This is a genomic window from Methanohalophilus sp., assembly GCF_030156785.1.
In the GTDB taxonomy this organism is placed as follows: domain Archaea; phylum Halobacteriota; class Methanosarcinia; order Methanosarcinales; family Methanosarcinaceae; genus Methanohalophilus.
On sequence record NZ_JASGLW010000009.1, the window covers coordinates 1 to 23,111 of the forward strand.

At 39.7% G+C, this 23,111-nt stretch carries 23 protein-coding genes; 13 read left to right on the forward strand and 10 right to left on the reverse strand.

The window, feature by feature from the left end:
• Positions 1–725 precede the first annotated feature (725 nt).
• The gene (locus PWQ49_RS06005) at positions 726–2,045 is read left to right on the forward strand and encodes a TIGR00297 family protein (RefSeq protein ID WP_300608987.1); all 1,320 of its coding nucleotides are present in this window, start codon (positions 726–728) and stop codon (positions 2,043–2,045) included.
• 45 nt (positions 2,046–2,090) lie between these two features.
• A complete protein-coding gene (locus PWQ49_RS06010) occupies positions 2,091–2,489 on the forward strand; it encodes a Mov34/MPN/PAD-1 family protein (protein ID WP_300608989.1) in 399 nt (132 codons plus the stop codon).
• Positions 2,490–2,619: 130 nt separating this feature from the next.
• Here the strand turns inward: PWQ49_RS06010 and acs are convergent, their stop codons facing one another.
• Together acs and PWQ49_RS06020 are read right to left on the reverse strand one after the other, a co-directional pair.
• Positions 2,620–4,557: an acetate--CoA ligase gene (acs, locus tag PWQ49_RS06015; protein WP_300608991.1), complete on the reverse strand. Its 1,938-nt coding sequence runs from the start codon at positions 4,555–4,557 to the stop codon at positions 2,620–2,622.
• Positions 4,558–4,746: 189 nt separating this feature from the next.
• Complete coding sequence (locus PWQ49_RS06020) at positions 4,747–5,190, reverse strand: hypothetical protein (protein WP_300608993.1); 444 nt, start codon at positions 5,188–5,190, stop codon at positions 4,747–4,749.
• A 418-nt stretch (positions 5,191–5,608) separates the two neighbouring features.
• On the opposite strand from PWQ49_RS06020, the gene PWQ49_RS06025 reads away from it, so the two are divergent.
• Complete coding sequence (locus PWQ49_RS06025) at positions 5,609–7,627, forward strand: sodium-translocating pyrophosphatase (protein WP_300608995.1); 2,019 nt, start codon at positions 5,609–5,611, stop codon at positions 7,625–7,627.
• Between the two features lie 425 nt (positions 7,628–8,052).
• Here the strand turns inward: PWQ49_RS06025 and PWQ49_RS06030 are convergent, their stop codons facing one another.
• The gene (locus tag PWQ49_RS06030) at positions 8,053–8,505 is read right to left on the reverse strand and encodes a hypothetical protein (protein WP_300608997.1); all 453 of its coding nucleotides are present in this window, start codon (positions 8,503–8,505) and stop codon (positions 8,053–8,055) included.
• A 115-nt stretch (positions 8,506–8,620) separates the two neighbouring features.
• On the opposite strand from PWQ49_RS06030, the gene PWQ49_RS06035 reads away from it, so the two are divergent.
• Entirely contained in the window at positions 8,621–9,520 is a 900-nt protein-coding gene (locus PWQ49_RS06035; RefSeq protein ID WP_300608999.1) for a hypothetical protein, read from the forward strand.
• A gap of 8 nt (positions 9,521–9,528) precedes the next feature.
• Here PWQ49_RS06035 and PWQ49_RS06040 read toward each other — a convergent pair whose 3' ends face one another.
• Entirely contained in the window at positions 9,529–10,422 is an 894-nt protein-coding gene (locus PWQ49_RS06040) for a TIGR00269 family protein (RefSeq protein ID WP_300609001.1), read from the reverse strand.
• Between the two features lie 144 nt (positions 10,423–10,566).
• Between PWQ49_RS06040 and PWQ49_RS06045 the strand changes: the two genes are divergently transcribed.
• Positions 10,567–11,892 (forward strand): tripartite tricarboxylate transporter permease, encoded by a 1,326-nt coding sequence (locus PWQ49_RS06045; protein WP_300609003.1) that lies wholly within the window; start codon positions 10,567–10,569, stop codon positions 11,890–11,892.
• Positions 11,893–12,249: 357 nt separating this feature from the next.
• Here PWQ49_RS06045 and PWQ49_RS06050 read toward each other — a convergent pair whose 3' ends face one another.
• Positions 12,250–13,041: a winged helix-turn-helix domain-containing protein gene (locus PWQ49_RS06050; protein ID WP_300609005.1), complete on the reverse strand. Its 792-nt coding sequence runs from the start codon at positions 13,039–13,041 to the stop codon at positions 12,250–12,252.
• Positions 13,042–13,164: 123 nt separating this feature from the next.
• Between PWQ49_RS06050 and PWQ49_RS06055 the strand changes: the two genes are divergently transcribed.
• Positions 13,165–13,362 carry a hypothetical protein gene (locus PWQ49_RS06055; protein WP_300609007.1) on the forward strand — a complete coding sequence of 66 codons (198 nt, stop codon included), beginning with the start codon at positions 13,165–13,167 and terminating at the stop codon, positions 13,360–13,362.
• 153 nt (positions 13,363–13,515) lie between these two features.
• Positions 13,516–14,607, forward strand: a complete 1,092-nt coding sequence (gene dinB / locus PWQ49_RS06060) for a DNA polymerase IV (RefSeq protein ID WP_300609009.1) — start codon at positions 13,516–13,518, stop codon at positions 14,605–14,607.
• A gap of 32 nt (positions 14,608–14,639) precedes the next feature.
• Here the strand turns inward: dinB and PWQ49_RS08335 are convergent, their stop codons facing one another.
• Positions 14,640–14,813, reverse strand: coding sequence for a bifunctional nuclease domain-containing protein (locus PWQ49_RS08335; RefSeq protein WP_363321825.1), 174 nt, complete (start codon positions 14,811–14,813; stop codon positions 14,640–14,642).
• A 178-nt stretch (positions 14,814–14,991) separates the two neighbouring features.
• Here PWQ49_RS08335 and PWQ49_RS06065 point away from each other — a divergent pair, with 178 nt between their 5' ends.
• On the forward strand, positions 14,992–15,738 hold the full coding sequence (locus PWQ49_RS06065) for an SIMPL domain-containing protein (RefSeq protein WP_300609011.1): 747 nt from the start codon (positions 14,992–14,994) through the stop codon (positions 15,736–15,738).
• 475 nt (positions 15,739–16,213) lie between these two features.
• Here the strand turns inward: PWQ49_RS06065 and PWQ49_RS06070 are convergent, their stop codons facing one another.
• Positions 16,214–16,504 carry a non-histone chromosomal MC1 family protein gene (locus PWQ49_RS06070; protein ID WP_300609013.1) on the reverse strand — a complete coding sequence of 97 codons (291 nt, stop codon included), beginning with the start codon at positions 16,502–16,504 and terminating at the stop codon, positions 16,214–16,216.
• A 242-nt stretch (positions 16,505–16,746) separates the two neighbouring features.
• Between PWQ49_RS06070 and mptA the strand changes: the two genes are divergently transcribed.
• Both mptA and PWQ49_RS06080 read left to right on the forward strand, forming a co-directional pair.
• Positions 16,747–17,700, forward strand: a complete 954-nt coding sequence (gene mptA / locus PWQ49_RS06075; protein WP_300609015.1) for a GTP cyclohydrolase MptA — start codon at positions 16,747–16,749, stop codon at positions 17,698–17,700.
• 15 nt (positions 17,701–17,715) lie between these two features.
• On the forward strand, positions 17,716–18,030 hold the full coding sequence (locus tag PWQ49_RS06080) for a DUF2098 family protein (RefSeq protein ID WP_300609017.1): 315 nt from the start codon (positions 17,716–17,718) through the stop codon (positions 18,028–18,030).
• On the opposite strand, the gene PWQ49_RS06085 is transcribed toward PWQ49_RS06080, so the two are convergent.
• On the reverse strand, positions 18,031–18,975 hold the full coding sequence (locus tag PWQ49_RS06085) for a DNA polymerase subunit beta (RefSeq protein WP_300609019.1): 945 nt from the start codon (positions 18,973–18,975) through the stop codon (positions 18,031–18,033). It lies immediately after the preceding gene.
• Positions 18,976–19,003: 28 nt separating this feature from the next.
• Positions 19,004–19,474: an N-acetyltransferase gene (locus PWQ49_RS06090; RefSeq protein WP_300609021.1), complete on the reverse strand. Its 471-nt coding sequence runs from the start codon at positions 19,472–19,474 to the stop codon at positions 19,004–19,006.
• Positions 19,475–19,807: 333 nt separating this feature from the next.
• On the opposite strand from PWQ49_RS06090, the gene PWQ49_RS06095 reads away from it, so the two are divergent.
• Genes PWQ49_RS06095 through afpA form a run of 3 tightly spaced genes read left to right on the forward strand, consistent with a single transcriptional unit; the run spans position 19,808 to position 21,694 of the window.
• Positions 19,808–20,431: a flavodoxin family protein gene (locus PWQ49_RS06095; RefSeq protein WP_300609023.1), complete on the forward strand. Its 624-nt coding sequence runs from the start codon at positions 19,808–19,810 to the stop codon at positions 20,429–20,431.
• Positions 20,432–20,439: 8 nt separating this feature from the next.
• Positions 20,440–21,135, forward strand: coding sequence for an FAD-dependent oxidoreductase (locus PWQ49_RS06100; protein ID WP_300609025.1), 696 nt, complete (start codon positions 20,440–20,442; stop codon positions 21,133–21,135).
• A gap of 19 nt (positions 21,136–21,154) precedes the next feature.
• A complete protein-coding gene (afpA, locus tag PWQ49_RS06105) occupies positions 21,155–21,694 on the forward strand; it encodes an archaeoflavoprotein AfpA (RefSeq protein ID WP_300609027.1) in 540 nt (179 codons plus the stop codon).
• 152 nt (positions 21,695–21,846) lie between these two features.
• Here afpA and PWQ49_RS06110 read toward each other — a convergent pair whose 3' ends face one another.
• Complete coding sequence (locus PWQ49_RS06110; protein ID WP_300609147.1) at positions 21,847–22,950, reverse strand: inositol-3-phosphate synthase; 1,104 nt, start codon at positions 22,948–22,950, stop codon at positions 21,847–21,849.
• Between the last annotated feature and the right edge of the window lie 161 nt (positions 22,951–23,111).

Below are 23,111 nucleotides of genomic sequence, written 5' to 3' on the forward strand. Positions count from 1 at the left end.
TTAATTAGTTTATTTTTTATTTCATTTTTATAAATAAATCTATATTAATATTCTATACACAATTAATAGAACAAATTTAAAATTTTTTTCTAATTCCCTCGGTCTATTTTTATAGCTACTTGCCATAGAAACTAATAATTTATTAATACGACAAATGGTTTAAATTTCCTTTTTTTATATCAAATCTTAATCATTTTTCCATTGAAAAATTTTTTAAAAACTTATCTGAATTTATATTCTTAAAGTTTATGTTTGTACTCATTTTTCATAATATCTAATCTATTTCAACCTCAATCTACTTTCTATCTAGCTAACTTACAATAAACTTTATCCATCTAACACTACAATCTTCTCGATAATACTAAATAATAAATCCATGTCAATTTTTCATAAAGCTTAAAACCCCCACCTTTAATTTAAGATGAGGGCTATTTAGAGTTTGTTCTTTTAAACTGTTGGCTTTCCGTTTCCTTTCCTCGTACATGGGAATATATACATTTTTTGTAAAACCTCTGTTCTCATTGTAATTTCAACATTCCCTAGCTGTGTTTTCTTTTAATCAATACTACTGACTCCACATGACAGGTATGCTGAACTTAAATACAATGATATAGCAGATTTCTGCACCCAGATTCAAAAAAGCTTTTTTGTAGATTAAACCTGATTTTGCCCCTATGTTTTTATAAATCCAGTGAATAAGTATGGTACAAAACATTTTGATTAATATGTCAGAAGCTACCCCTTGTCTTCAGGAAGCATTTTCAAAAAATAAAAACGTGAAAATTCTTTCATTTGCAATCATTTTGTTAATACTCTTCCCATATATAGGGAGTTTACCCCTTACATTACTGTTTCTTGCACTGACCCTGACATCCAAAACCGTATTAAGCAAAGTTATCGGGGAATACTATTACCTCTTCCTTGCAATAACCATCCTTTTTGTTATAGATCTGATTTCTCAGCAATTGGAATATTCATTCCCTGATTATATCATAATTCAGTCACTGGAAATATCCTCAATTGGTTTAATGGTTGCAAAAACCATCCGTGAAAATGGGAATCTAAATAGAAATCATCACTCTCTCCCCTCAAGCATTTGTCTGCTTCTTGCCGGAGGAATTGTAGCTGCCATTGCAGGAGGATGGTCATTATACTGCAACGGAGAAAGTGGCTATGAAATAATGTTGTTTACGGCCATAATCGGTGCGATCATGGCGGCACTTTTCGAATCGATACCGTCTGAATTTGATAAGATGCTCTCCATGACTCTCGGATCTGCTATGGCTATGTGGGTGCTTGTTTCATTTGGATATTCAATCTCTCCACTGCACTTGCTCTTTGCCTTCATTTTTTCGTTGTCTTTTGGGTATCTTGCATACATTACAAAAATAGCCGATATATCCGCTGTTATGAGTTCAACCCTTATGGGCGTTCTTATAATCGTTTTTAGTAACATTTTATGGTATGTCCTACTGCTCACATTTTTCATACTTGGAGGCATGTTTACAAGATACCGCTATGAATACAAACTATCAAAAGGACTCGCACAGGAAAAGGGAGGGATACGCAGTTATGAAAACGTTTTCAGCAATAGCACTGCTGCACTTGCATTTGCAATAGCTTATGGGATCTACCCACAGCATGCAGAGCTTATAAGTTATGCATACCTTGGAACAGTAGCGACAGCAACTGCAGATACACTCGCCAGTGAAATTGGAACTACTGCAAAACAGACTCCTCGTATGATAACAAATCTGAAACCTACAAAAAGTGGTACAGACGGTGCAATTACAGTTTTAGGAGAAATGGCGGCAATCGGAGGAGCATGTGTAATTGCAATTCTTGCAACTGTGTTCGGAATGACTGAAAATATTTATTATGCTATAATTTTCACGTGTGTAGGTGGTTTTGTTGGAACAAACATCGATAGTTTGCTTGGTGGAACTTTACAAAAAAGGGGATACCTGTCAAACAGTGGGGTAAATTTCTATGCGACTTTAGCAGGTGGATTATTTTCCGGATTGGCATATCTTTTGATTGCCTAAAACCTACGAACGTAACTATATATCATAACCATTCTTTACTAACTTATGGAAATGATCAGGGGCATTGCAAAGGCTACACTGGAATTTATACTTGGAGCTGCAAAAACCACAGCTCCAAATGAATTTGCCGGATTGCTGCGTGAAGAAAATGGGATTATTACAGATGTACTTATTTTGCCGGGTACTGAGAGCAGTGACAGAAATGCCGTAATCAAATTATTCATGATGCCAAATGTTGAATCAGTGGGATCTGTTCATAGCCACCCCGGACCTAGTGCAAGACCATCCAAAGAAGACTTAAGACTATTCAGCAAAACAGGAAACAGACACATAATTGTGGCTGAACCTTATGATGAAGATAGCTGGGTTTGTTACAGTAGGGATGGTACAGTTATTGATCTTCCAGTATTGGATGTGGAGCTTGATGATCCAGAGTTAATTTAATTGGAAGACAGCTGGCTAAAACTAAATTGTCACAACTAACTCCTTTTGAAAATACAAACGCCTTTAACTGCATAACCGTAGAGTCAAAACCCCAATCGTTTTTACTCCCTGAAAATATATCTAGTTGCGATCACTCCCCCGCAACATTCTGCTTCAACTTCTCCACAATATCCGGATTCTGGAGTGTTGTCACATCTCCCACATCCTGCCCGTTGGTGATGGCCTTTAGTATCCTTCGCATGATTTTACCGCTGCGGGTTTTGGGAAGGTCCTCAGTAAAGATGATATCGGCGGGTCTTGCAATGGGTCCGATTTCATCTGCAACATGGGCTTTGAGCTCATCCTTAAGTTTATCAGAAGGTTCCACATATTCCTCAAGTATAACAAAAGCAACAATAACCTCTCCTTTGAGTTCATCGGCTTTTCCTTCAACTGCCGCTTCAGCGACTGCGGGATGTGATACAAGTGAACTTTCTATTTCCATTGTCCCGAGTCGGTGTCCTGCGACCTTGATGACATCGTCAAGCCTACCAAGCACCCATATATAACCGTCTTCATCCACACGAGCACCGTCTCCTGAAAGGTAAATATCACCACCCCACTTGCTCCAGTATGTTTTGAGGAAGCGCTCTTCATTGCCATGAATGGTACGTATCATACTTGGCCACGGGTCTTTGATAGCAAGATATCCGCCTTTTCCAACTGGTACCTCATTACCTTCTTCATCAAGAACTACCGCTTTTACACCCGGGAAAGGTTTTGATGCACTTCCCGGTTTCATGGGCGTTATGCCGGGAAGGGAAGTTATCATGATCATGCCGGTTTCCGTCTGCCACCAGGTATCAACCACAGGGCAGCGTTTACCTCCTATTTGGCAATAATACCAGAGCCATACGCGAGGATTAATCGGTTCTCCCACACTTCCAAGCAGGCGCAGGGAGGAGAGATCATGTTTTTGTGGTAGAGTATCACCCCATTTCATAAACATGCGTATAGCTGTAGGTGCAGTGTAGAAAATAGTAACCTTGTATTTTTCCACGATCCTCCAGAATCGATCTCTTTCAGGATAATCAGGAGCTCCTTCATAGATTAGGATTGTTGCACCATTGAGTAGCGGACCATACGTAATATATGAATGACCGGTAATCCAACCAATATCAGCAGTACACCAGTAAATATCATTATCTTTCAAATCGAAAACCCAGTTGGCAGTGGCATATGCACCTACAAGGTAACCGCCGGTGGAATGTACAACTCCTTTAGGTATTCCTGTAGTTCCACTGGTGTACATAAGGAAAAGAACATCTTCGGAATCCATAGGTTCAGCCAGGCAATCGGAATTTACTTTATGAAGCAGATGGTCAAGCCACACATCTCTCCCGTCTTTCATATCAACTTCATTTCCCGCATGTCGGACAACCAGAACCTGTTTAACACCTGAAACCTTTTCCAGGCCTTTGTCGGTTTTTGCCTTCTGGGCCTGGAGTTTACCCCGGTAATGATATCCATCACAGGTGATAACGTATTCACTCCTGGCATCATTAATCCTCTGAGCAAGCGCCTCGTGAGAAAAACCTGCAAAGACTACACTGTGAGGGGCTCCAATTCGGGCGCAAGCCAGCATTGCAATAATTGCCTCAGGTATCATAGGAAGATAAATGGTAACAATATCCCCTTTTTGAACACCTATTTTTTTGAGAACATTAGAAAAGCGACAGGTTGCATCATATAACTCTTCATAAGTGTATGTCTTCTCAGCACCCTCTTCCCCTTCCCATATTATAGCAAGTTTGTCTCTTTTAGACTCCAGATGTCTATCAAGACAATTGTAAGATGCGTTTAACTTGCCATTGACAAACCATTTACTATGCGGAGGTTTCCATTCAAGTACTTCATCCCAATCTTCAAACCAATCTATATTTCGGGCAAGTTCTTCCCAAAACGTTTTGGGATCTTCTTCTGCCCTCCTGTAGATTTCAGGATCGTTGATATTTGCATATTTGGAAAATTCTTCAGGTGGATTTACAACCAGTTGTTCTTTTAAAGAAGATTCTATCATTTCATCCATGTGATTGTACCCTCACATACTCCATGTTCCCGTATGATCCAGTTCTTTTAAGCCCTATGAAAGGCAGGAAATACTTCCTTTTATGAATGTGGAAGATTGTTAGCGTCCATTAGAAATCAGTAAGTGATGGTATATATAGTTAATGAATAACCATTACAAATCGAGACTATATATGTCGTTTCTAAAAGATTATGAAACTTCATAAAAGAGGGGCGGTATCTCGGACACATCATTAAAACGCATGTTAGGACCGGAAGGATATAGAATAATGAGTTCTTCGACCTCAGTACCGAGCTCTCTTTCATCAAACAGATAATAACTATCCGTTTGTCGCGATACATTAGCTAGCTCTATTACAGCATTATCCATTCCTATTTTCCGAATCTCTAAATCATCAAAAATCGAAAATATCTTTATAAGTTCAGGCTCAAGATGACGACTTCCAAAAGCAAATACGTAAAGGTCTCCAAATAAATCCATATCAAAATAGATAGTTACAGTAGCATCATCACCGTCAAATCTCAGGTACATCTCCTTAATATGAATACAGGCACTTTCTTCCTGAGCTACCGCCGGAGTAAGAAATAATGAGGTAATAATTATGCATATAAAGATGATTGCCACCTGTCTCATAAAGTTACTATAAATACTAATTGTTTATAAGCAATATGGGATTTTATATGCATTATAATTATTTTTACTTAATATTCAAAACATAAGTATGACCCAAAATCATAAATCAATTTATTGATTGGGAAAAGGCAACAACTTTAAGATTGATTTTAAATCTTATTTAAGTCTCTCTTCAGCTCCAATTCCACATTAAAATAGAAGCTATCATTACAAAACATAATTGATATGTACAGGTTAAAAAATTTTCAAGCGATACATTCATATCTGGTGTATACTATTTCAACCTGCCTTCTGGCAGGAATATAAATTATTTGCAAATATTACTGCCTGTTATTTGTAATCGAATAACTTTGATTTGATCAAATAATACACTATACACTAATAAAATCAAACAACAAAAGACCAGAGGAGTGTTGTAATGGAGAATATAATATATCTTGCCCCCCTGGCAGGTATTATTAGTCTTGTATTTTCCGCATTCTTTGCAAGCCGTGTTCTTAAAGAAGGAACCGGAAATGAGAAGATGCAGGAAATATCCAAGGCAATCCAGGAAGGGGCAATGGCATATCTGAATCGTCAATATAAAACAATAGCAATAGTAGCCGTCATTTTGACGTTCCTGATATACTTCCTGATTGCTGAACACAGTGGCAGGGTAGCTATCGGTTTCATTGTAGGTGCCGTAAGTTCTGCACTTGCAGGTTATATAGGAATGAATGTTTCTGTACGTGCTAATGTCAGGACTGCTAATGCTGCATCCCGCAGCCTTCAGGACGCAATGAGCGTTGCAGTAAAAGGAGGTGCAGTTACCGGTTTTGCAGTTGTAGGATTAGCTCTTCTCGGCACCAGTATCTTCTACATCCTCTTCGGAGACGTAGATCAAGTCGTAGGATTCGGATTCGGTGCAAGTCTCATCAGCCTGTTCGCAAGGGTTGGGGGTGGTATTTTCACAAAGGCTGCTGATGTGGGCGCAGACCTTGTAGGTAAGATAGAAGCCGGAATTCCTGAAGATGATCCGCGTAATGCAGGTGTTATTGCTGACAACGTCGGCGACAATGTAGGTGACTGTGCAGGAATGGGTGCAGACCTGTTCGAGACCTATGTTGTAACCGTCCTTGCTTCCATGTTGCTGGGTAGCCAGTTAATTGAAGCTTATCCAAACGCTATTCTTTACCCGCTTATTCTCGGTGCAGTCGCTATTTTAGCATCAATCATATCAATCTTCTTTGTGAAAGTCGGGGATGATCGTAAGATTATGAAAGCGCTTTACAAAGGGGTTGCCGTATCTGCAGGCCTCTGTCTTGTTGCATTCTACTTTGTAACAGACATGTTAATGGGCAACATGAACCTCTATTATGCATCTCTTATAGGGATTGCAATAATGGTTCTGATTGTGGTATTCACAGAATATTATACTTCCACCAGTTTCCGCCCTGTCAAAACGATAGCAAAAGCTTCGGAAACCGGTGCAGGTACTAACGTTATTGAAGGACTTGCAATAGGGTTTGAAAGTACAGCTCTTCCTGTGGCAATCATTGTAATTGGTATTCTCGCTTCTTTCTTCATTACCGGAGGAGCCACGGATCCTGCAATGGGTCTTTACGGGATTGCTATTGCCGCAGCTGCAATGCTTTCTGTGACCGGTATGATTGTAACACTTGACTCATACGGACCAATAACTGACAATGCAGGTGGGATTGCCGAGATGGCCGGCCTACCTGAGGAGGTTCGTAACACAACTGATGCCCTTGACGCTGTAGGTAATACCACAAAAGCCGTCACAAAGGGATATGCAATCGGTTCTGCGGCCCTTGGTGCGCTTGCACTCTTCGCAGACTACCGCCTTAAAGTTAATCTTGAGTCTGGATCCCTGAGTCTTGATAACCCCGTGGTTCTTGTGGGATTATTTATTGGTGCCCTTTTGCCATTCATTTTCAGTGCAGTAACCATGCAGGCAGTCGGAAAAGCTGCTTTTAGTATTGTAAATGAAGTACGTCGCCAGTTCCGTGAAATCCCCGGAATCATGGAAGGAACTGCAAAACCGGAATACGGAAAATGTGTGGACATTGTTACCGCAGCAGCTATCCGTGAGATGTCAATTCCCGGTATCCTTGCAGTGGTAACCCCCTTGCTCGTTGGAGTCATACTCGGTCCACTTGCACTCGGAGGACTTCTTATAGGAATTATTGCATCCGGTCTTCTGCTTGCTCTCACAATGGATAACGGCGGTGGAGCATGGGATAACGCAAAGAAACTTATTGAAGACGGATATCACGGCGGAAAAGGCTCTGATGCACACAAAGCAGCAGTAGTCGGTGACACCGTTGGTGACCCATTCAAAGACACAGCCGGTCCCGCACTGAACTCCCTTATAAAGGTAGTCAACATGGTGGCCATTCTGTTTGCATCCCTGTTCATCGGAGCAGGTATTTTCTGAAGGTCATTGGACGACCTTCAGTTACTCTTTTTAAATATAAATTACTGTATTAAGAAAAATATTTCAATTATCTTAGTTTTGTTATTCCGGGCGTTACTTTTGAATGCAGGAGTTGAGGATAATCATTTCTTTATCCGTATTCAACAAGAGTAATCGTTTGAAAAATCAGCCACTTTTGGTATTTAAGATTCAAGCTTGTTCCAAATATAAAAAATCCGCAAAAGTGACCCCCTTCTAAGCATATAATACAGACTTCAATTGGAATTAACAATTCAAAAAAAAGTATGATAAGAAAGCTAGCGGGCTTAATGGGGGGTTTGGTGTATTTGGGGAGTGGGGTTTGAAGAAAATTAGAGTTTTACCCGCTAGCACGACTCTAAGATCGTGCTATCCTATATAAATGTTTCTAAATGAATCGTTCCTTTTTAATGTTCACACATATGAAATGAAACCCCTCTCTCAAAAAGTTCTTTTTCGATTTCTTCAAAAAATACACCTTTACCCGCCACATGATAATGAGTGAACTCCGAAACCTTGCCTTTTTGTCCTCCCACGGTAGTGCATTTAACTGCACAGGAAGGACTTTTCCTTACACCAGCAATCTTGATCTCCATTCCCTTGTTGTAAAGCTCTTCTATCATATCAGCAAAGGGCACAAAAAGATCATGGCAGAAACGCCTATAAGAAGGATGTTGTAATTGGTCTTTCGTAATTTCTCTTCTGTTTGCACCAAAGAAGATCAATTCAGGACATGGTAGCTGCATAATATTTGCATCCCCGGTACTAATCCGGGAAGGAGGTTTAATTCCCAAAAGCCTTGAAGAAGGATTTAAGTGGCAATGCGATACAACTACCAAAGTCTGTTTTTCAGATTCCATGGTCATCACAGCTTTTACACTATTTTTATAGTATAAGAACGCATTAAGTACAATATTCCCATTAGGCTGAAAAAGGATATAACAATCGCGATAATAAATAGGAGAGATTTTTCAAATGGAAAGCATAAGCCTGACGTTAAGAAAAGGCTTTCAGACATGGACACATAACTTAAACATTTGCATTCCATTTTTTCTGAATGTTTTTTTTGGAATGTTTGTCATTTTTGGTGCGTTAACAGTTGCTATTGCATTGCTTGTTGTGCCGGCAATGCCTTCTCTACCGAAAAACCCTGATGCAATTGAACCTGAAATGGTAATGAAAATTTTAAACACCTCTTTCTATGACAATTTTCTGCTGGTGGGAGCTATTGTTTTGCTCGCAATAATTATTATGACAATAATTGGATCATATTTTGAGGCTGGAGCCATAGGAATGGCAAAATCGGCTTCTGAAAAAGGATTTTCTACAATCGGGGACATGCTCACATATGGAAAAGAGAATTTTGTAAATCTTTTCCTTATCAAATTCATACTTCTTTTAATAATGCTCACAGGCATTGTTTTTATCTTACCGGGAATCCTTAGCATAAGGGATCTGGACAGTTTCCTGTTATATCCGGAAGAAGCCGTGTCAGGAGCACTTATACTGGCTTTGGGAATGCTCTTATGGACACTCTACATAATGGCAGTAGATTTGATTTTCACCTACTCCGAATATGCAGTTGTTATCGAAAATCTTGATCCTGTCGGCGCCCTTGAGAAAGGTTTCAGTGTTTTCATGCAAAACAAGCTTGATACTTTCCTTCTCTGGTTATTCATATTCAGTATTTCAATCCTGGTTGCACTTATTGGTCAGATGATGGGAACAATTGAAGCTCTTGGTACATTCTGGTCTTTTGCAGATTTCGTTATTTCCTTCGCAGTAATACAACCACTTACGGTCATTTGGTGGACACGAATGTTTATGCGAAGAACAGGAAAAGAAATCTATGATATCGACGATTACCTGACATAAGTTTGAGATCAGATTTTTTCAAGCAAACGACATGCCTGACAAACTTCAGCATTGCATGCCTGCCCACATACCCTACACTTGCTGATTGTTGCCGGAGGAAAATCAGCGGCCAGTAGTTTAACCATCTTGTCAAAACCCCTCAGAAGAGAGTATTTTGTACCTGGGTGTCTTGATTCAAAACCGTTAAGCATATCGCGAACTTCCCCTCGAAGTGCTTCATGTGCATAGGGACAAACTTCCAAATCTACGGGGATATCGTTCACAAGAGCATAAAGTGCTACTTCTTTTTCCGGAATTTTCCGCAGCGGTTTAGCCCTGAGGACCATGCCTTCGATCTCCCTGGGAGGGTCAAGCCTGACCATTCGATCCACATCCCCGCTAAGGTGATTCATAAGTATCGTCTGGGCTTCATCATCCAGATTATGCCCGGTAATTAACCTGTTTGCACCTATTTCCAATGCTACTTTGTTGAGGATGGATTTTCTCAATACGCCACAATAGCTGCATGCTCCAAGAACACGGTTTTTTGCTGTGAGTCCGTCAAGGGTAGTGCCATATTCGTCTTCAAATGAACGTATAATGTGTTTTATTCCAAGGGTTGAAGCAAGTTCTTTTGCATATTCTAGGGAGTGCTCCCTGTAGCCTTTGATACCTTCATCAACACTTATTGCCACGATATTAAGGTCCCGCCGCTCATGGAAAATCTTATGGAGAACATAGAGTACAACACAGCTATCTTTTCCACCACTTAATGCAACAGCCAGTGTTTCATTTTTCCCTATATTGAAATGCTTGCGTATCGTGAGCTTGACCTTGCGCTCCACATCCTCAATGAAATGTTTGCGACACAGGTGCATGCCGGAATACTTCTGGAAAATAATAGCGTCAGCATTGCATTTCATGCATTTTTTGGAGGTGGATTGTGGCATTAAATCATTCCATTGGAGTTCTGGTATAAAGTAGTAACCTTTGTCCAGTCCAAATAACACAAGCTATAAGTAAAAATAATTAAATTGGATTTGAGAAATAACACATTTCCTCTAAACATGTTTGAAACCATAACAATTACTTATCTCATCATTTCTATACTCATTGGCTACTTACTTGGAGTGGTATCTGGCCTTATCCCGGGAATACATACCAATAATTTTGCATTAATTCTCCTGTCCCTCTCACCAATTTTTATTGATTTTGGTATATCACCGATATATATTGCCTTAGTAATCCTCTCCAACTCGATTTCACATACTTTCCATGATATAATTCCGGCGATATTCCTGGGAGCACCAAATGATGATGTAGCATTGGCAGTATTGCCGGGACATCGGCTGCTTCTCGATGGCTACGGTGCGGAAGCGGTCAGGCTTTCAGCACTTGGAAGTGCAGGTTCTGTTATATTCTCCCTTGTTCTTGCACCTCCAATCATCTTCATTTTTGCAAATAACTACTCCCTTATTCAGGAAAATATGGCTCTTATTCTGATTTTGATATCAATCATATTGATCCTCACTGAAAAGGGAGAATTTGTACCCGGACAGGGCTCACTGTCTCGGCTTCGCTTCTGCTTTTATGCAATGCTAATTTTCCTGGCAAGCGGATTTTTGGGATATATGGCTTTTAAAACAGACTATCTGGTAAAGCCACTTATTGATCTGGGAGAACCAACTGTATTGCTTCCGCTCCTTAGTGGCTTATTTGGATCCTCACAGCTGATCATTAGCATGATGTCGGGTGCCCATATTCCTATCAAAAACATTTCGCAGATGAAACTCCCCACCAAAAACATTGCCAGAGGAATTCTTACCGGCAGTTTTGCAGGTTCTCTTGTGGCATGGCTACCTGGAGTCTCTTCATCCACTGCAACTGTAATAACCAGACTCTTGATTCCGGATAACTTTTCAAAGGAACAAAATGGCAACCATGTGCTTGAAAAAGCAAAAGAATTCATAGTTTCGATTTCAGGTGTGAACACAAGTAACGCTATTTTTGGTTTATTTGCACTGGTAATTATCGAAAAAACACGCAATGGTGCGATGGTTGCAGTGGACAAGCTTCTTCAGGATACAGGAATCAACAACATGTTTATAGTTATATGCATTATCACCATTCTGATAGCTTCATTATTTTCGTATTTCTCAACTGTGATTATAGGAAACAATGTCCATAAAGTGCTTACAAGAATAGAGTATAAAAAGATCTGTAAAGCTGTTCTTGCATTCCTATGTGTAACTGTAACACTATTAACAGGCTTTTATGGTTTCATCCTGTTTATAATTGCCACTACCATTGGATTGCTGCCACCCTTTATGAAAGTAAGACGAGCCCATGCAATGGGAGTGATTTTGTTGCCGGTGATAATCTATTTCCTCTAATTTATTTTTCGATGCCAAGGGCATTTAAAACAACGGATGCACTAATGATCGTTTACAGTCTTTTGTATGTAAAATCCAATAAACATCCTATATACCCTGACATATGTCACGCATGAACTAAAAGCGATTCGTCACGCTTCTTCTTTTTAGCCAACTTTTTCAGGGAAGTAACACCCGTCATCCTTGTAAAACATACCTTCATGCACCCTTTATCCACAAAAAAAGAATATATCCTTTAGATATTACTCAATACAGAAAACACAATGAGGATAATTGAGGATCAGAAGGTATAGAAATTAATTTTAAAACTAAAATTCAAGGTCTTAATACACAACCTTGATAGTTAAAATTGTATGTTTAGTCTGGTTGGGAAATTCCACAAAGCTTAGGTTCGTTATCATTAATACTCAGTGTTTTCATAAGTTCCAGCATAGAATTAAGTATATGATAACCTTGCAAGCTGATCTGATATTCACCACGTTCCTCACGCTGCCTGATTAATCCTTTGTCCAGCAGTTTTTCCAGATGGAATAGGAGATTGCCACCACGAAGCTTTGTTATTTTTGAAAGTTCAGTAAATGATTTTCCTTCGTCATATAAGGCTTTCAAAATCTGCACCCTTACAGCGCTGCTTAATGACTCTCCTATCAGGCTGGATACTTGATCTTCACGAAGATCCTGAATTTGTAATCCTCTGCTACTTTCGTTTTGATAAATTCCCATCTTCTGTAATATTTCAACCTGCCGATCAAAATAGGCTTCTACATATCTGAAGCATTTTGAACATTGATCAAATTCGGCTGCCTGTTTCTTAATTTTGTCAAATTGACTCCTCATAATTGCAATGTTGTTCTCTGATAGCTGACCGTTCTTGGCATAGCCTATTAACTCATCAAAAAAATTAATAAACGTGGGCTTACATTGCGTCCACATAGGGCAGTCTTTCCCTTCGCTTCCAATGAGATCAAAAGCATTATCTACAGATTCGCTGATAACTGTTGCAGCACATTGATTCCTAAATTCATTAAACAGTGATTTTGTTTTATTTGTGCTAACTTCACTTCTGAACCGATTAAGATCCGAGCGAAGGGCAGTAATTTCCTTGCATAAAATAGAAACAGCATCTGATGTTAATTCTAATTCTCTCATAATACCATGATCCGGATGAATTGATTTTTTGGTTAGAAATATGTATCAAATAGTTTTTTTGTACATTTTAATGATAAAATACTATATTAATATGTACGTGCAAAGTACTTTTGGTGATCAATCATGGAATTGGATGACATAAATGACTACGTAGAGAATGCCAGCCCTGAGGAACTCAAAGCTTTTGGATTCCTTGGTCAATGGATGATGGAAAATACACCAAAATACTGCACATGCCCCTCAAAGTGTGCTGAAAACTGTGAGATTGCAAAAACCCTTGGCAGTGCTTTACAGAGAGCAGGACAGAGGCTGCAGGGATAACAAACTGGATCCAATTGGATTCAGTTTTCTCTTTTTATATAATTTATATTAGTTTAGCTGGAGTTAGAGAAGAGGATTTATAGATAGCCAATTTTCGATTTTTAATTAAAATGTCCACAAACAATAAAACCCCTGCAAACAATTCCCTTTTCAATGTTCCGCATTGTCGCCCACGTTGACATGGATTACTTCTACGCAGCAGTAGAGGAACGAGAAAATCCATCGCTGCATGGCAAACCCGTGGTGGTCTGCATGTATTCTGGCAGGGGTGATGGCGGCTCTGTGAGCACCTGTAACTATGTGGCTCGCAATATTGGAATTCATTCAGGCATGCCCTGCTCGCGTGCCAGGCAGCTCAACCCGGATGCGATCTATCTTCCTGTGCGCAAGGATTTCTATACGAAAGTATCTGATCGAATTATGAGGATAATTGAAAGCCATGCGGATTCACCGGACTCCTTTGAGCAGGTGAGCATTGACGAGGCATTCATTGAGATATCGAAAACCTGTAAGGGTGATTTCGATTGTGCCGTAAGGATTGCAAAACAGATCAAGCAGGAAATACTTGAACAAGAAAAACTGACTTGCTCTGTGGGAATAGGTCCCAATAAACTGGTTGCCAAAATGGCATCCTCTGAGCAGAAGCCTGATGGACTGACTGTTATTACCACGCCTGATGAAGTAGCTGCTTTCCTGAGAGACAAACCTGTAGGGAAGTTGTGGGGTGTCGGAAAAGTCACGGCTTTAAAACTTGAGGAAATGAACATCCATACCATAGGCGAACTGGCTCGACATGATGCTGTGGAACTGGTATCGACTTTCGGCAAGAAACGTGGTGCATGGCTCAAGGCTTCGGCACAGGGCATCGATGAATCTCCAGTGATCCCGAGGGGCAGGGCAGACCAGATCGGTAGAATTGTCACATTGCCTCACAATTCGTCTGATGTTGAAGAAATTATGGGGGAAATTGATATGCTTGCAGACGATGTAATTGAGAAGCTTCATGAGCGTAAACTGTCATTCAAACAAGTTTCCATAACCATAATAACTTCACATTTCAAAGCCTACAGCAGGAACAGAACATTGAATCTACCGTGTTCGGAAAAAGAGACAATTCTAACTACAGCATATTCCCTGCTATCACAATTTCTCGAAGATAATAATGTCATAGTCCGCCGGGTGGGGATCATGGTTTCAGGTTTGCAGGAAACCTCGTCCCAGACAACACTATCAAGTTACTTTTAAAAAATCCGCCTATAATTTCGTCAATAATAACATTATCGACGGTGATATAACGTTCTCTGGAGGATATTTATCAGGAGATCATGTGTCAAAGGTCGTGAAGCCATCTGGTTATTGAATGCCTGATTGATTGAAAGGACTTCCATATATCCAACATAGATAGAAACAAGGTTATCAATGTCATTTTCCAGCGCAATCTCAGTATGCAGATTCTCGGAGTGCTATATCACATTATGTTGCATCGGTTACTTAAAATCACATTCAGCAGTTCTTCTTTTTAGTGTATTTTTCCAACAAATGATAACTTCAATCTTACTCGTAGCTTAAGGCAAGAATATAAGCTTGTGGCGTCTAGTATAACTCAATAAAATATATGAGGTGTAAGATATGGTACAAGAAAATTCAAACAACAAATTACTCTATGTTGTATTTGCTCTGTCAATAGCTCTTGTTATAATGGCCGCAGCTTTGTTTGTAGGTACAAACACTTCTGTGCAGGGAGTTTCAGAAAATACAATCCAGATGAATGGCTATGCCGAACAAAAAGTAGTTCCCGATACTGCAACAATCAGTATAGGTGTAGTAATCGAAGCAGATACTTCCACAGCAGCATCTGCAAAAAATGCAGATGTCATGACGGCGGTTTTGGAGGAACTCAAAGGTCTCGGTCTGGAGGATAAGGACATAAGGACATCCTATGTTTCTGTTTATCCTGTCTATAATTACGATGGTGTGCGCACAATAGAGGGTTATTCTGCTTCCAATACTGTGGAGGTCACGACTACTGATCTTGACCTTCTGAGCGATATTGTGGACAGGGCCACAGCAGCCGGAGCGAACCAGATAGGAAGTGTATCGTTCTCAGTCTCCGATAAAATGCAAAAGGAGCTTCGTGAAGAACTGATTACAGAGGCAGTAGCAGACGCATCCTCAAAAGCCATGATGCTTGCTGATAGTCTGGGTGTCAAAATAATTGGTGTACAGACATCATCTATTAGTGATGGTTTCAGTCCCCGCTTTTACTACGATGTAGCAGAAGCAGCTTTTGATGAGAAAGTCGAAAGTTCCACCCCGATTATGCCTGGGGAATCAACTATTTCAATGTCCGTGCATGTTACTTATCTTATTAAGTGATTTATACTGGACTTTGGGGATAAGCGGGGTTTAGAAGATTAGCAAGCAGGATATGAAAAGTTTCAATTTACTTTTTCAGGGGATTTCTTGGTATTGCATTATTGATGTTATGTTAGAAAAAAGGGCTTTGTAGAAAACCTATACTTCACATATGAACCACAGAGCACACTCACCTCCTGCGGAGTTGAGTGCCTGCTACGCCTGTGAAGCGTGCAGGTCACAGAGAACACAGAGAAGAAGAAAATCCTCTGTGAACTCTGTGGTTACATTTGTATTCTTGTGAGGATTTCTACAGAGCCGAAAAAAGGACAAGATGGAGTTATGAAATGGGTCCATAAAATTTATAGCAGCTTATCTAGAGTTAGGGAATAGATATCTACAGGGCATCAAAAAGTGTAAGTATAGTTATAAAAATGGAAAGGAAACCAAAATCCTTTCCAAAAATAATAAACGCAAATCCATTTTACTGAAAAACTTAGAGTTTATCAAGTTTAATGATTTTCTCTTTCTTGACAAATGGTTTATTGATTGTGTCAGGCATCCAGTCGGGTTTGTTCTTTGGAGCTGCAACTTTTTCCTTCCATCCAAGGAATACATGAACCTTCTTGGTACCCCTTTCACGAAGCATGATTTTCTGTGGCTTGCTCTTGGTACCGTTTCCACGGTTTGCAACTTTCAATGCAGCTTGACGTGGCTGCTTTCCAGTAAACACTCCATGCTCGTTACCCTCTTCATCCCTTAATACAAAATTCCTCGTGTTAGTCATCCGATCACCTTGTTTACCGTTGCCGGTTATTATTAGTGTTGCTCGTATAAAGTATAAATATTTTTCTTTGAATGTTGCCTAAGGGTAATGATTTCAAAAAAAACAAAAAAATGAAGATTTATAACATCTTAAAATATAATTTTCCTGCCACTGGTTCACTTTTGGCGGGAAAACTTTACATGTAATGAACATATTTCAATTATAGTTTCTTTATTTCTCATATTATTGTGAGGTTAATTATTATGGAACTTCCAGTACTAGAATTACCTGACGTTCAGGCAACCAAACCAAAGATCCCTATCAACCTCACCCGTGTCGGTGTGACTGATGTCAAAAAACTCGTAGAAATAAAAAGAAAGGACAAACGTCCCATTGTGCTTATCTCCATTTTTGACATTTTTGTGGATCTACCTTCAGATAGGAAAGGTGCAAACCTTTCCAGAAACTTTGAGGCAATTGATGAAGTCCTTGAAAAAGCTGTAAATCTACCAGTTTATGAAATTGAAGAACTTTGTAGTGATGTTGCAAAAAACCTTCTTACACGGCATGAATATGCCACACAGGCAGAAGTTCGCATGAAAAGTGAATATGTGATAAAAAGGGAATCTCCTGTGAAAAAGATGGAGTGCCAGGAAGTAGTGGATATTTTTGCAGAAGCTATTGCAATGCGTAACAAAGATGACTCAATTGATGTGGAAAAACTAATCGGTTCCGAGGTTTTGGGTATAACCGCCTGCCCATGCGCCCAGGAAATTATGCGTGAAAAAGCAGCAAAAATTCTTAAGGAGTTGGAAGTTGATCCAGATAGAATTTCCAAATTCCTGAAAACAATGCCCATGCCAACACATAATCAGCGAGGGCGTGGAATTATTTCAATAAAGACGCGTGGAGACGTTAAAGTCTCACTTGATGAAATAATTACAATCATTGAGAAATCCCTGAGTTCAAGTATCTTTGAACTTTTGAAGCGTGAAGATGAAGCATTTGTTGTGGAAAGCGCTCACAGAAATCCAAAATTTGTTGAAGATTGCGTTCGTACAATGGCCCAGAATATTGTTAATAAATTTGGCTATCTTCCTGATGACGCAATCATCACAATCAAACAAATTAACGAGGAAAGTATACACCGCCACAATGCATTCGCGGAAAGGGTTGCAGAATTTGGCGATCTGAAAAACGAAATAGCACAGAGATAATCAGAGGGTTTTGTAATGGGAGAAAGTCCAGATGTGTGGGATGCAAATGATGAACCTATTGAACTCGGAGCTAAGCTAAAATACCTTAAAACTGGGACATTGGGAAAAGCAGCCGAAATAATGGAAGATGGCGAAGGCGTCTGGGTTTTACTCGATACTACAAACCTTTACTACAAACCCGAAACACTCATACTTACAACTGAAGAAGCTACCATTGAGCACGAAAAAGAAGCTACAACCAAGGATGTCAAGGAATACTTGAAACATCTGGAAGAAGAAGCGGAAGCACATGATCTGAATGCAGTCAGGCAGTTCACAGGGGGAGGCTGATTACAGGAGATTCTTTTCTTCAAGCAATGTCAGGGAGCGCATCCATTCACCTTTTGGCTCCCGCGACGTACCTATCACAAGTCTTTTTTTATCCCCCAGATCTTCAACTATTCCTCTTGCCTGAATAATTTCACCTTCAGTTGCCTGACCCGAATAAGTATGAGTGTAAGAAAGAATGTGATCAATTTCATCGTGCTCTATTTTGTAAAATGCGGGATTGTCAAATGCAAAGGTCGCATCTGTGACCAGCGCTTCAATCTGCATAACATCACCATCCTTTCCACGAAGAAGAGGATTATGGATTTGATCCCAGTTCCTTACGAAAAGAAGGTCAAAATAAGTCCCGTCCACCATACCTCGGTTTCCTTTCCGAAGTTCATGTGCAACAAATTCTTCGTAGGAGAGCTCAGGCATTCGTTTTGCGTAGATTCTTTGCCACATGCTTTCATCAAGTGGTTTGATTGGAATATCAGGGTCTGCCTTTGCTTTTTCAATTGCATCCCTTGCACGGAACCAAGCATTTCCATAAACTACAAAATCAATATCAGATTTATCATTCTGTAAACCCGGTAGCAAGGAACCGGTAACTCCCATCATGGATAATGGAATATCAGCTCTTTTAAGGACATCCACAATGTGGAAGATCCGTTTATCTGATATTGCCAATTCAGCTATCCTGTCCGGAGGATGTAAAATCTCTCTGATGTGGTTCTCGGGAACAATGTGAACATCGTCAACCCATTCAGGATGAACATTGTGCATGAAATTAAAAGCAACATCAAAATCACATTTTCTGAATCTGGTATCATACCTAATTCTATCCCCTTCCTTATCAGGAACATATCTCAAAATAGAGCGAATACCATGTTGGGGATGGAAATAATCTACTACCGCAAAAATGAAATTCTCATCTGTAATAAGAAAATCCCGCAGCCTGACTTTCATATAATTCCTCGTAAGCCAAAGTCCGATATCAAATGTCCCTTGAGAGAGCCACTTCATTACAATCCGGGAATTTCGGGCACTTAATGCATCCAACCCATACTTTGTGAGGAAGCTCCCTTTTACTAATACGCTTAAAGCCTTTTTTCTCAAAAAATTCCGGGACGTATGTCAAAGTGAAAACTTTTCGAATACATAATGCTTTTCCGTCTTCAATAGTTGCCTGAAGCAGAAGGGAACCGATGCCTTCATTCCTGTGATCAGATGCGACCGCAAATGATAGTATTTCACCAAGATCTTCCCAGACCACCTGCAAAGCGCAGCAACCTAAAACTTCGCCATTTTTCTCATATACATAAAAGTTCCGTATGCATTCATATAGTTCTCCCAGAGAACGTGGGAGCATCATTTCTTTTTTGGCATATCCGTTAATGAGATTCTTGATTGATTCAACATCATTGATTGTTGCCTTACGTATTGAGCCAGTCTGCAAATTTACCATTATTCCTCCAATGATAATGCAGGAATGATGCACAGGTGGTAGATAAAAATATCGTATAATTATCTATTACAGAAATAAACAAATTATTAAAATAATTATATAATACATATATGATACTAATATTATTTGTTAATATTATTTGTTTTGTAATTTACCAGATATATGAGGTTGTTTCAAAATATAAATACTATTTCTCCTAATTTAATGAGATTGGTAGTTGCAGTGCAGTTTGATCATGATAAAAACTGGCTTACGGGAAATAGATATTTAAAGATGAAAAACTAAACTTTAAGAGGTACAGGATAAAGTTGCAGCAAAATAAGGGATACTACCATGTCGGATCGAGAACCAATAAAAATTCTGGGGATTTCGGGAAGTCCCCGCAGAAAGTCCACTGATTATGCAGTAAAATATGCTCTTCAGCATGCCGAAGAAAAGTTTGGTGCAGAAACCCAATATTTTTCTGCAAGCGGAAAGGATCTAAAATTCTGTATCCATTGTGATCATTGTATAAAGACAAGGCAGGGTTGCATTCACAAAGATGATATTGTTTCCCTTTACGACATGATGTTATGGGCAGACGCATGGATTATCGGGACTCCTGTTTATCAGGGTACTCTGAGTGCGCAGACCAAGACCATCATGGATCGATGTCGTGCTGTTGTGGCAAAGGATCCAAAGTCATTCCATAACAAGGTAGGTTCTGCTCTTGCGGTTGGCGGTGATCGCATAGGAGGACAGGAACCGGCCATCCAGACTATCCTTAACTTCTATGTTATAAGTGAAATGATTCCGGTTTCAGGGGGTTCATTTGGCTCAAATCTTGGAGGAACTATCTGGTCGCGGGATAAAGGTGCTCAGGGGGTTTCCGAGGACGATGAAGGACTGCGCAGTCTCAGGAAAACCGTGAACAAAATGGTTACTTTGGCTCAGAACTTTAAATGTATTACAAAATGAGGTATTTGATGAAATTTGATGCAACCCTCATTGATGTTATCACTCAAACCCATGATGTGAAGACCTTCCGTTTCAACAAACCGGAAGGGTTTTATTACCTGGCAGGGCAATACATAATGGTTTCAGTTTGTGCAGATGGAAATATCCTGAAAAAACCTTTAACGATTTCCAGTAGCCCATTGGATGATTTCCTTGAGTTTACAAAAAAACTAACAGGGCATGAGTTTTCCAATGCTCTTAACTCTCTGGAGATAGGTGATTCTTTCACAATTGAAGGACCTTACGGGAATTTGACTTTTGACGGTGAATATGACAAAATAGCTTTGATAAGCGGTGGAATCGGGATAACTCCCATGATTAGCATTTGTAAATATTGCACTGCTAAAAAAATTCCTTCCGATATTGTTCTCATTGCAAGCAATAAAACGGAAGACGACATTGCTTTCCGCGCTGAACTTGAAGAAATGGAATCCAGGAATCCTCATCTTCGTGTGGTTCATACTCTTACAAGGGCAGATGAAAGCTGGAAGGGTCACAGGGAGCATATTTGCGAAAGCATGATATTAAAAGAAATCCCAGATTATATGGAAAGAGTATTCTATCTTTGCGGGCCTCCAGGGATGATTAAATCCGTAAAGGAACTTCTGGATGAAATGCACGTGCCAAAATCAATGATGAAAATTGAATTATTTGCAGGATATTAATAATCAGGAGGGATTGTGTATGAAACGAATTGCATGGGGAATTACGGGTTCGGGTGACCTGATTAAGGAAACCTATGAGATAATGGTAGATATCAGCAAAAGAACAGATATAGAATTTATGGTTTTTCTTTCAAAAGAAGGGGAAACCGTCATGAAATGGTACAGGATGTGGGATAGTATTCAGCATGACTTCCCAAACTTTAAGACAGATGCCGGCCCAAATTCACCTTTCATTGCCGGTCCATTACAGGTTGGTCATTATGATGCACTAATAATTGCACCTGCTACAGCAAACAGTGTTGCTAAAATAGTCCATGGGATTGCCGATACACTTGTGACCAATGTTGTTGCACAGACTGCAAAAGGGCAGACCCCTATCTATATCCTGCCGGTTGATCAGTTTAGGGGAGAAGTTACTACCTACGCTCCAAACGGGAAGGAAATGAAGCTCAAAATGCGTGAAGTGGATGTTCGGAATTCAGAAAAGCTGGCAGAGATGGAAAACATTACTGTTCTGAAAAGCCCGAATGATATTTACAAACTCGTAGGGCTTGAATAAGCCTTATATCTTTTCTTCAAGTGAAGTACATATTATAAATTAAAAAAAGCCATGGAATTAAACCCCATGGCTTATCCAGACTTTATGGCTTGCATCTTTTGCGCCACAAAAATCCACTTCTGAACAAAAGAGGACCATCCCCTTGTAACAGCTTATCGCTCCCTGGTGCCTTCAATGAACTCATTTGTCATCCTGAAGGCATCGTCATCCGCATATTGCTGAGGGGGATGTTTCATAAAGTAAGCAGATGGAGAATAAAGAATTCCACCGGTCTTTCTTTGGAGTGCCAGCTTGCAGCAGCGAATTGCATCAATAACAACTCCAGCAGAGTTAGGTGAATCTTCTACTGAAAGGCGGAGTTCGAGGTTCATGGGCACGTCGCCGAATAGTTTGCCTTCCATCCGGAGGAAGCAGACTTTGTTGTCTTTTTGCCATGGGACATAGTCACTTGGTCCAACGTGTATATTTTCATCTGGCAGTCTTTCATCCAGAACCGACTGGACGGCTTCTGTCTTGGATGTCTTTTTTGAAGAGAGTCTGCTGCGGTTAAGCATATTGAGGAAGTCTGTATTGCCGCCGGTATTAAGCTGATATGTTCTTTCAAGTTTGACACCACGTTTGCGGAATAAGTCAGCCAGTGTCCTGTGAGTAATTGTGGCACCAAGCTGAGCCTTAATATCATCACCAATGATTGGTAGTCCTTTTTCAGCAAATTTCTCTGCCCATTCGGGATTGCTTGCAATAAAAACAGGCATATTGTTAATAAATCCAATATTAGCTTCAAGAGCACATTCTGCATAGAAACGTGAGGCTTTTTCGGATCCCACAGGCATGTAATTGAGAAGCATCTCTGCTCCAGATTCTTTGAGGATTTTTACAATGTCTTCTTTTGTGGAATTATTCTCATCGCTGATTATAAACTTATATTTGTCGTCATAATCCTTCATATGTTCGGAGACACCATCAAGCACATTCCCCATAGTCACTTTTACGCCTTTTTTTGGGATATCCGAACAGAAAACGGTAGTACAGTTTGGTTCTGCAAAAATAGCTTCAGATATGTCCTTTCCCACTTTTCTTTTATCAATGTCAAAAGCAGCTACAACTTCGATATCTGAGGGCTTGTATCCTCCTATGTCCCAGTGCATGAGACCGATAGAATCATTTTCAGTTTTATCCTTATAATATTCCATGCCCTGAATGAGGGAGCTTGCGCAGTTGCCTATTCCTGCAATTGCGATTTTTATTTTATCTATAGCACTTCCTCCTTTTAATATGAATGCAGTAAATTGCTGTATATGTCATATATAATTAATCATTATTTAATTAACAGACTATAACGTAGATAGCCAACAATAAAAATATTTCTGAGATATGATGTCCAGTATCCATTTCGATTTTTTTCAAATAACTTTCT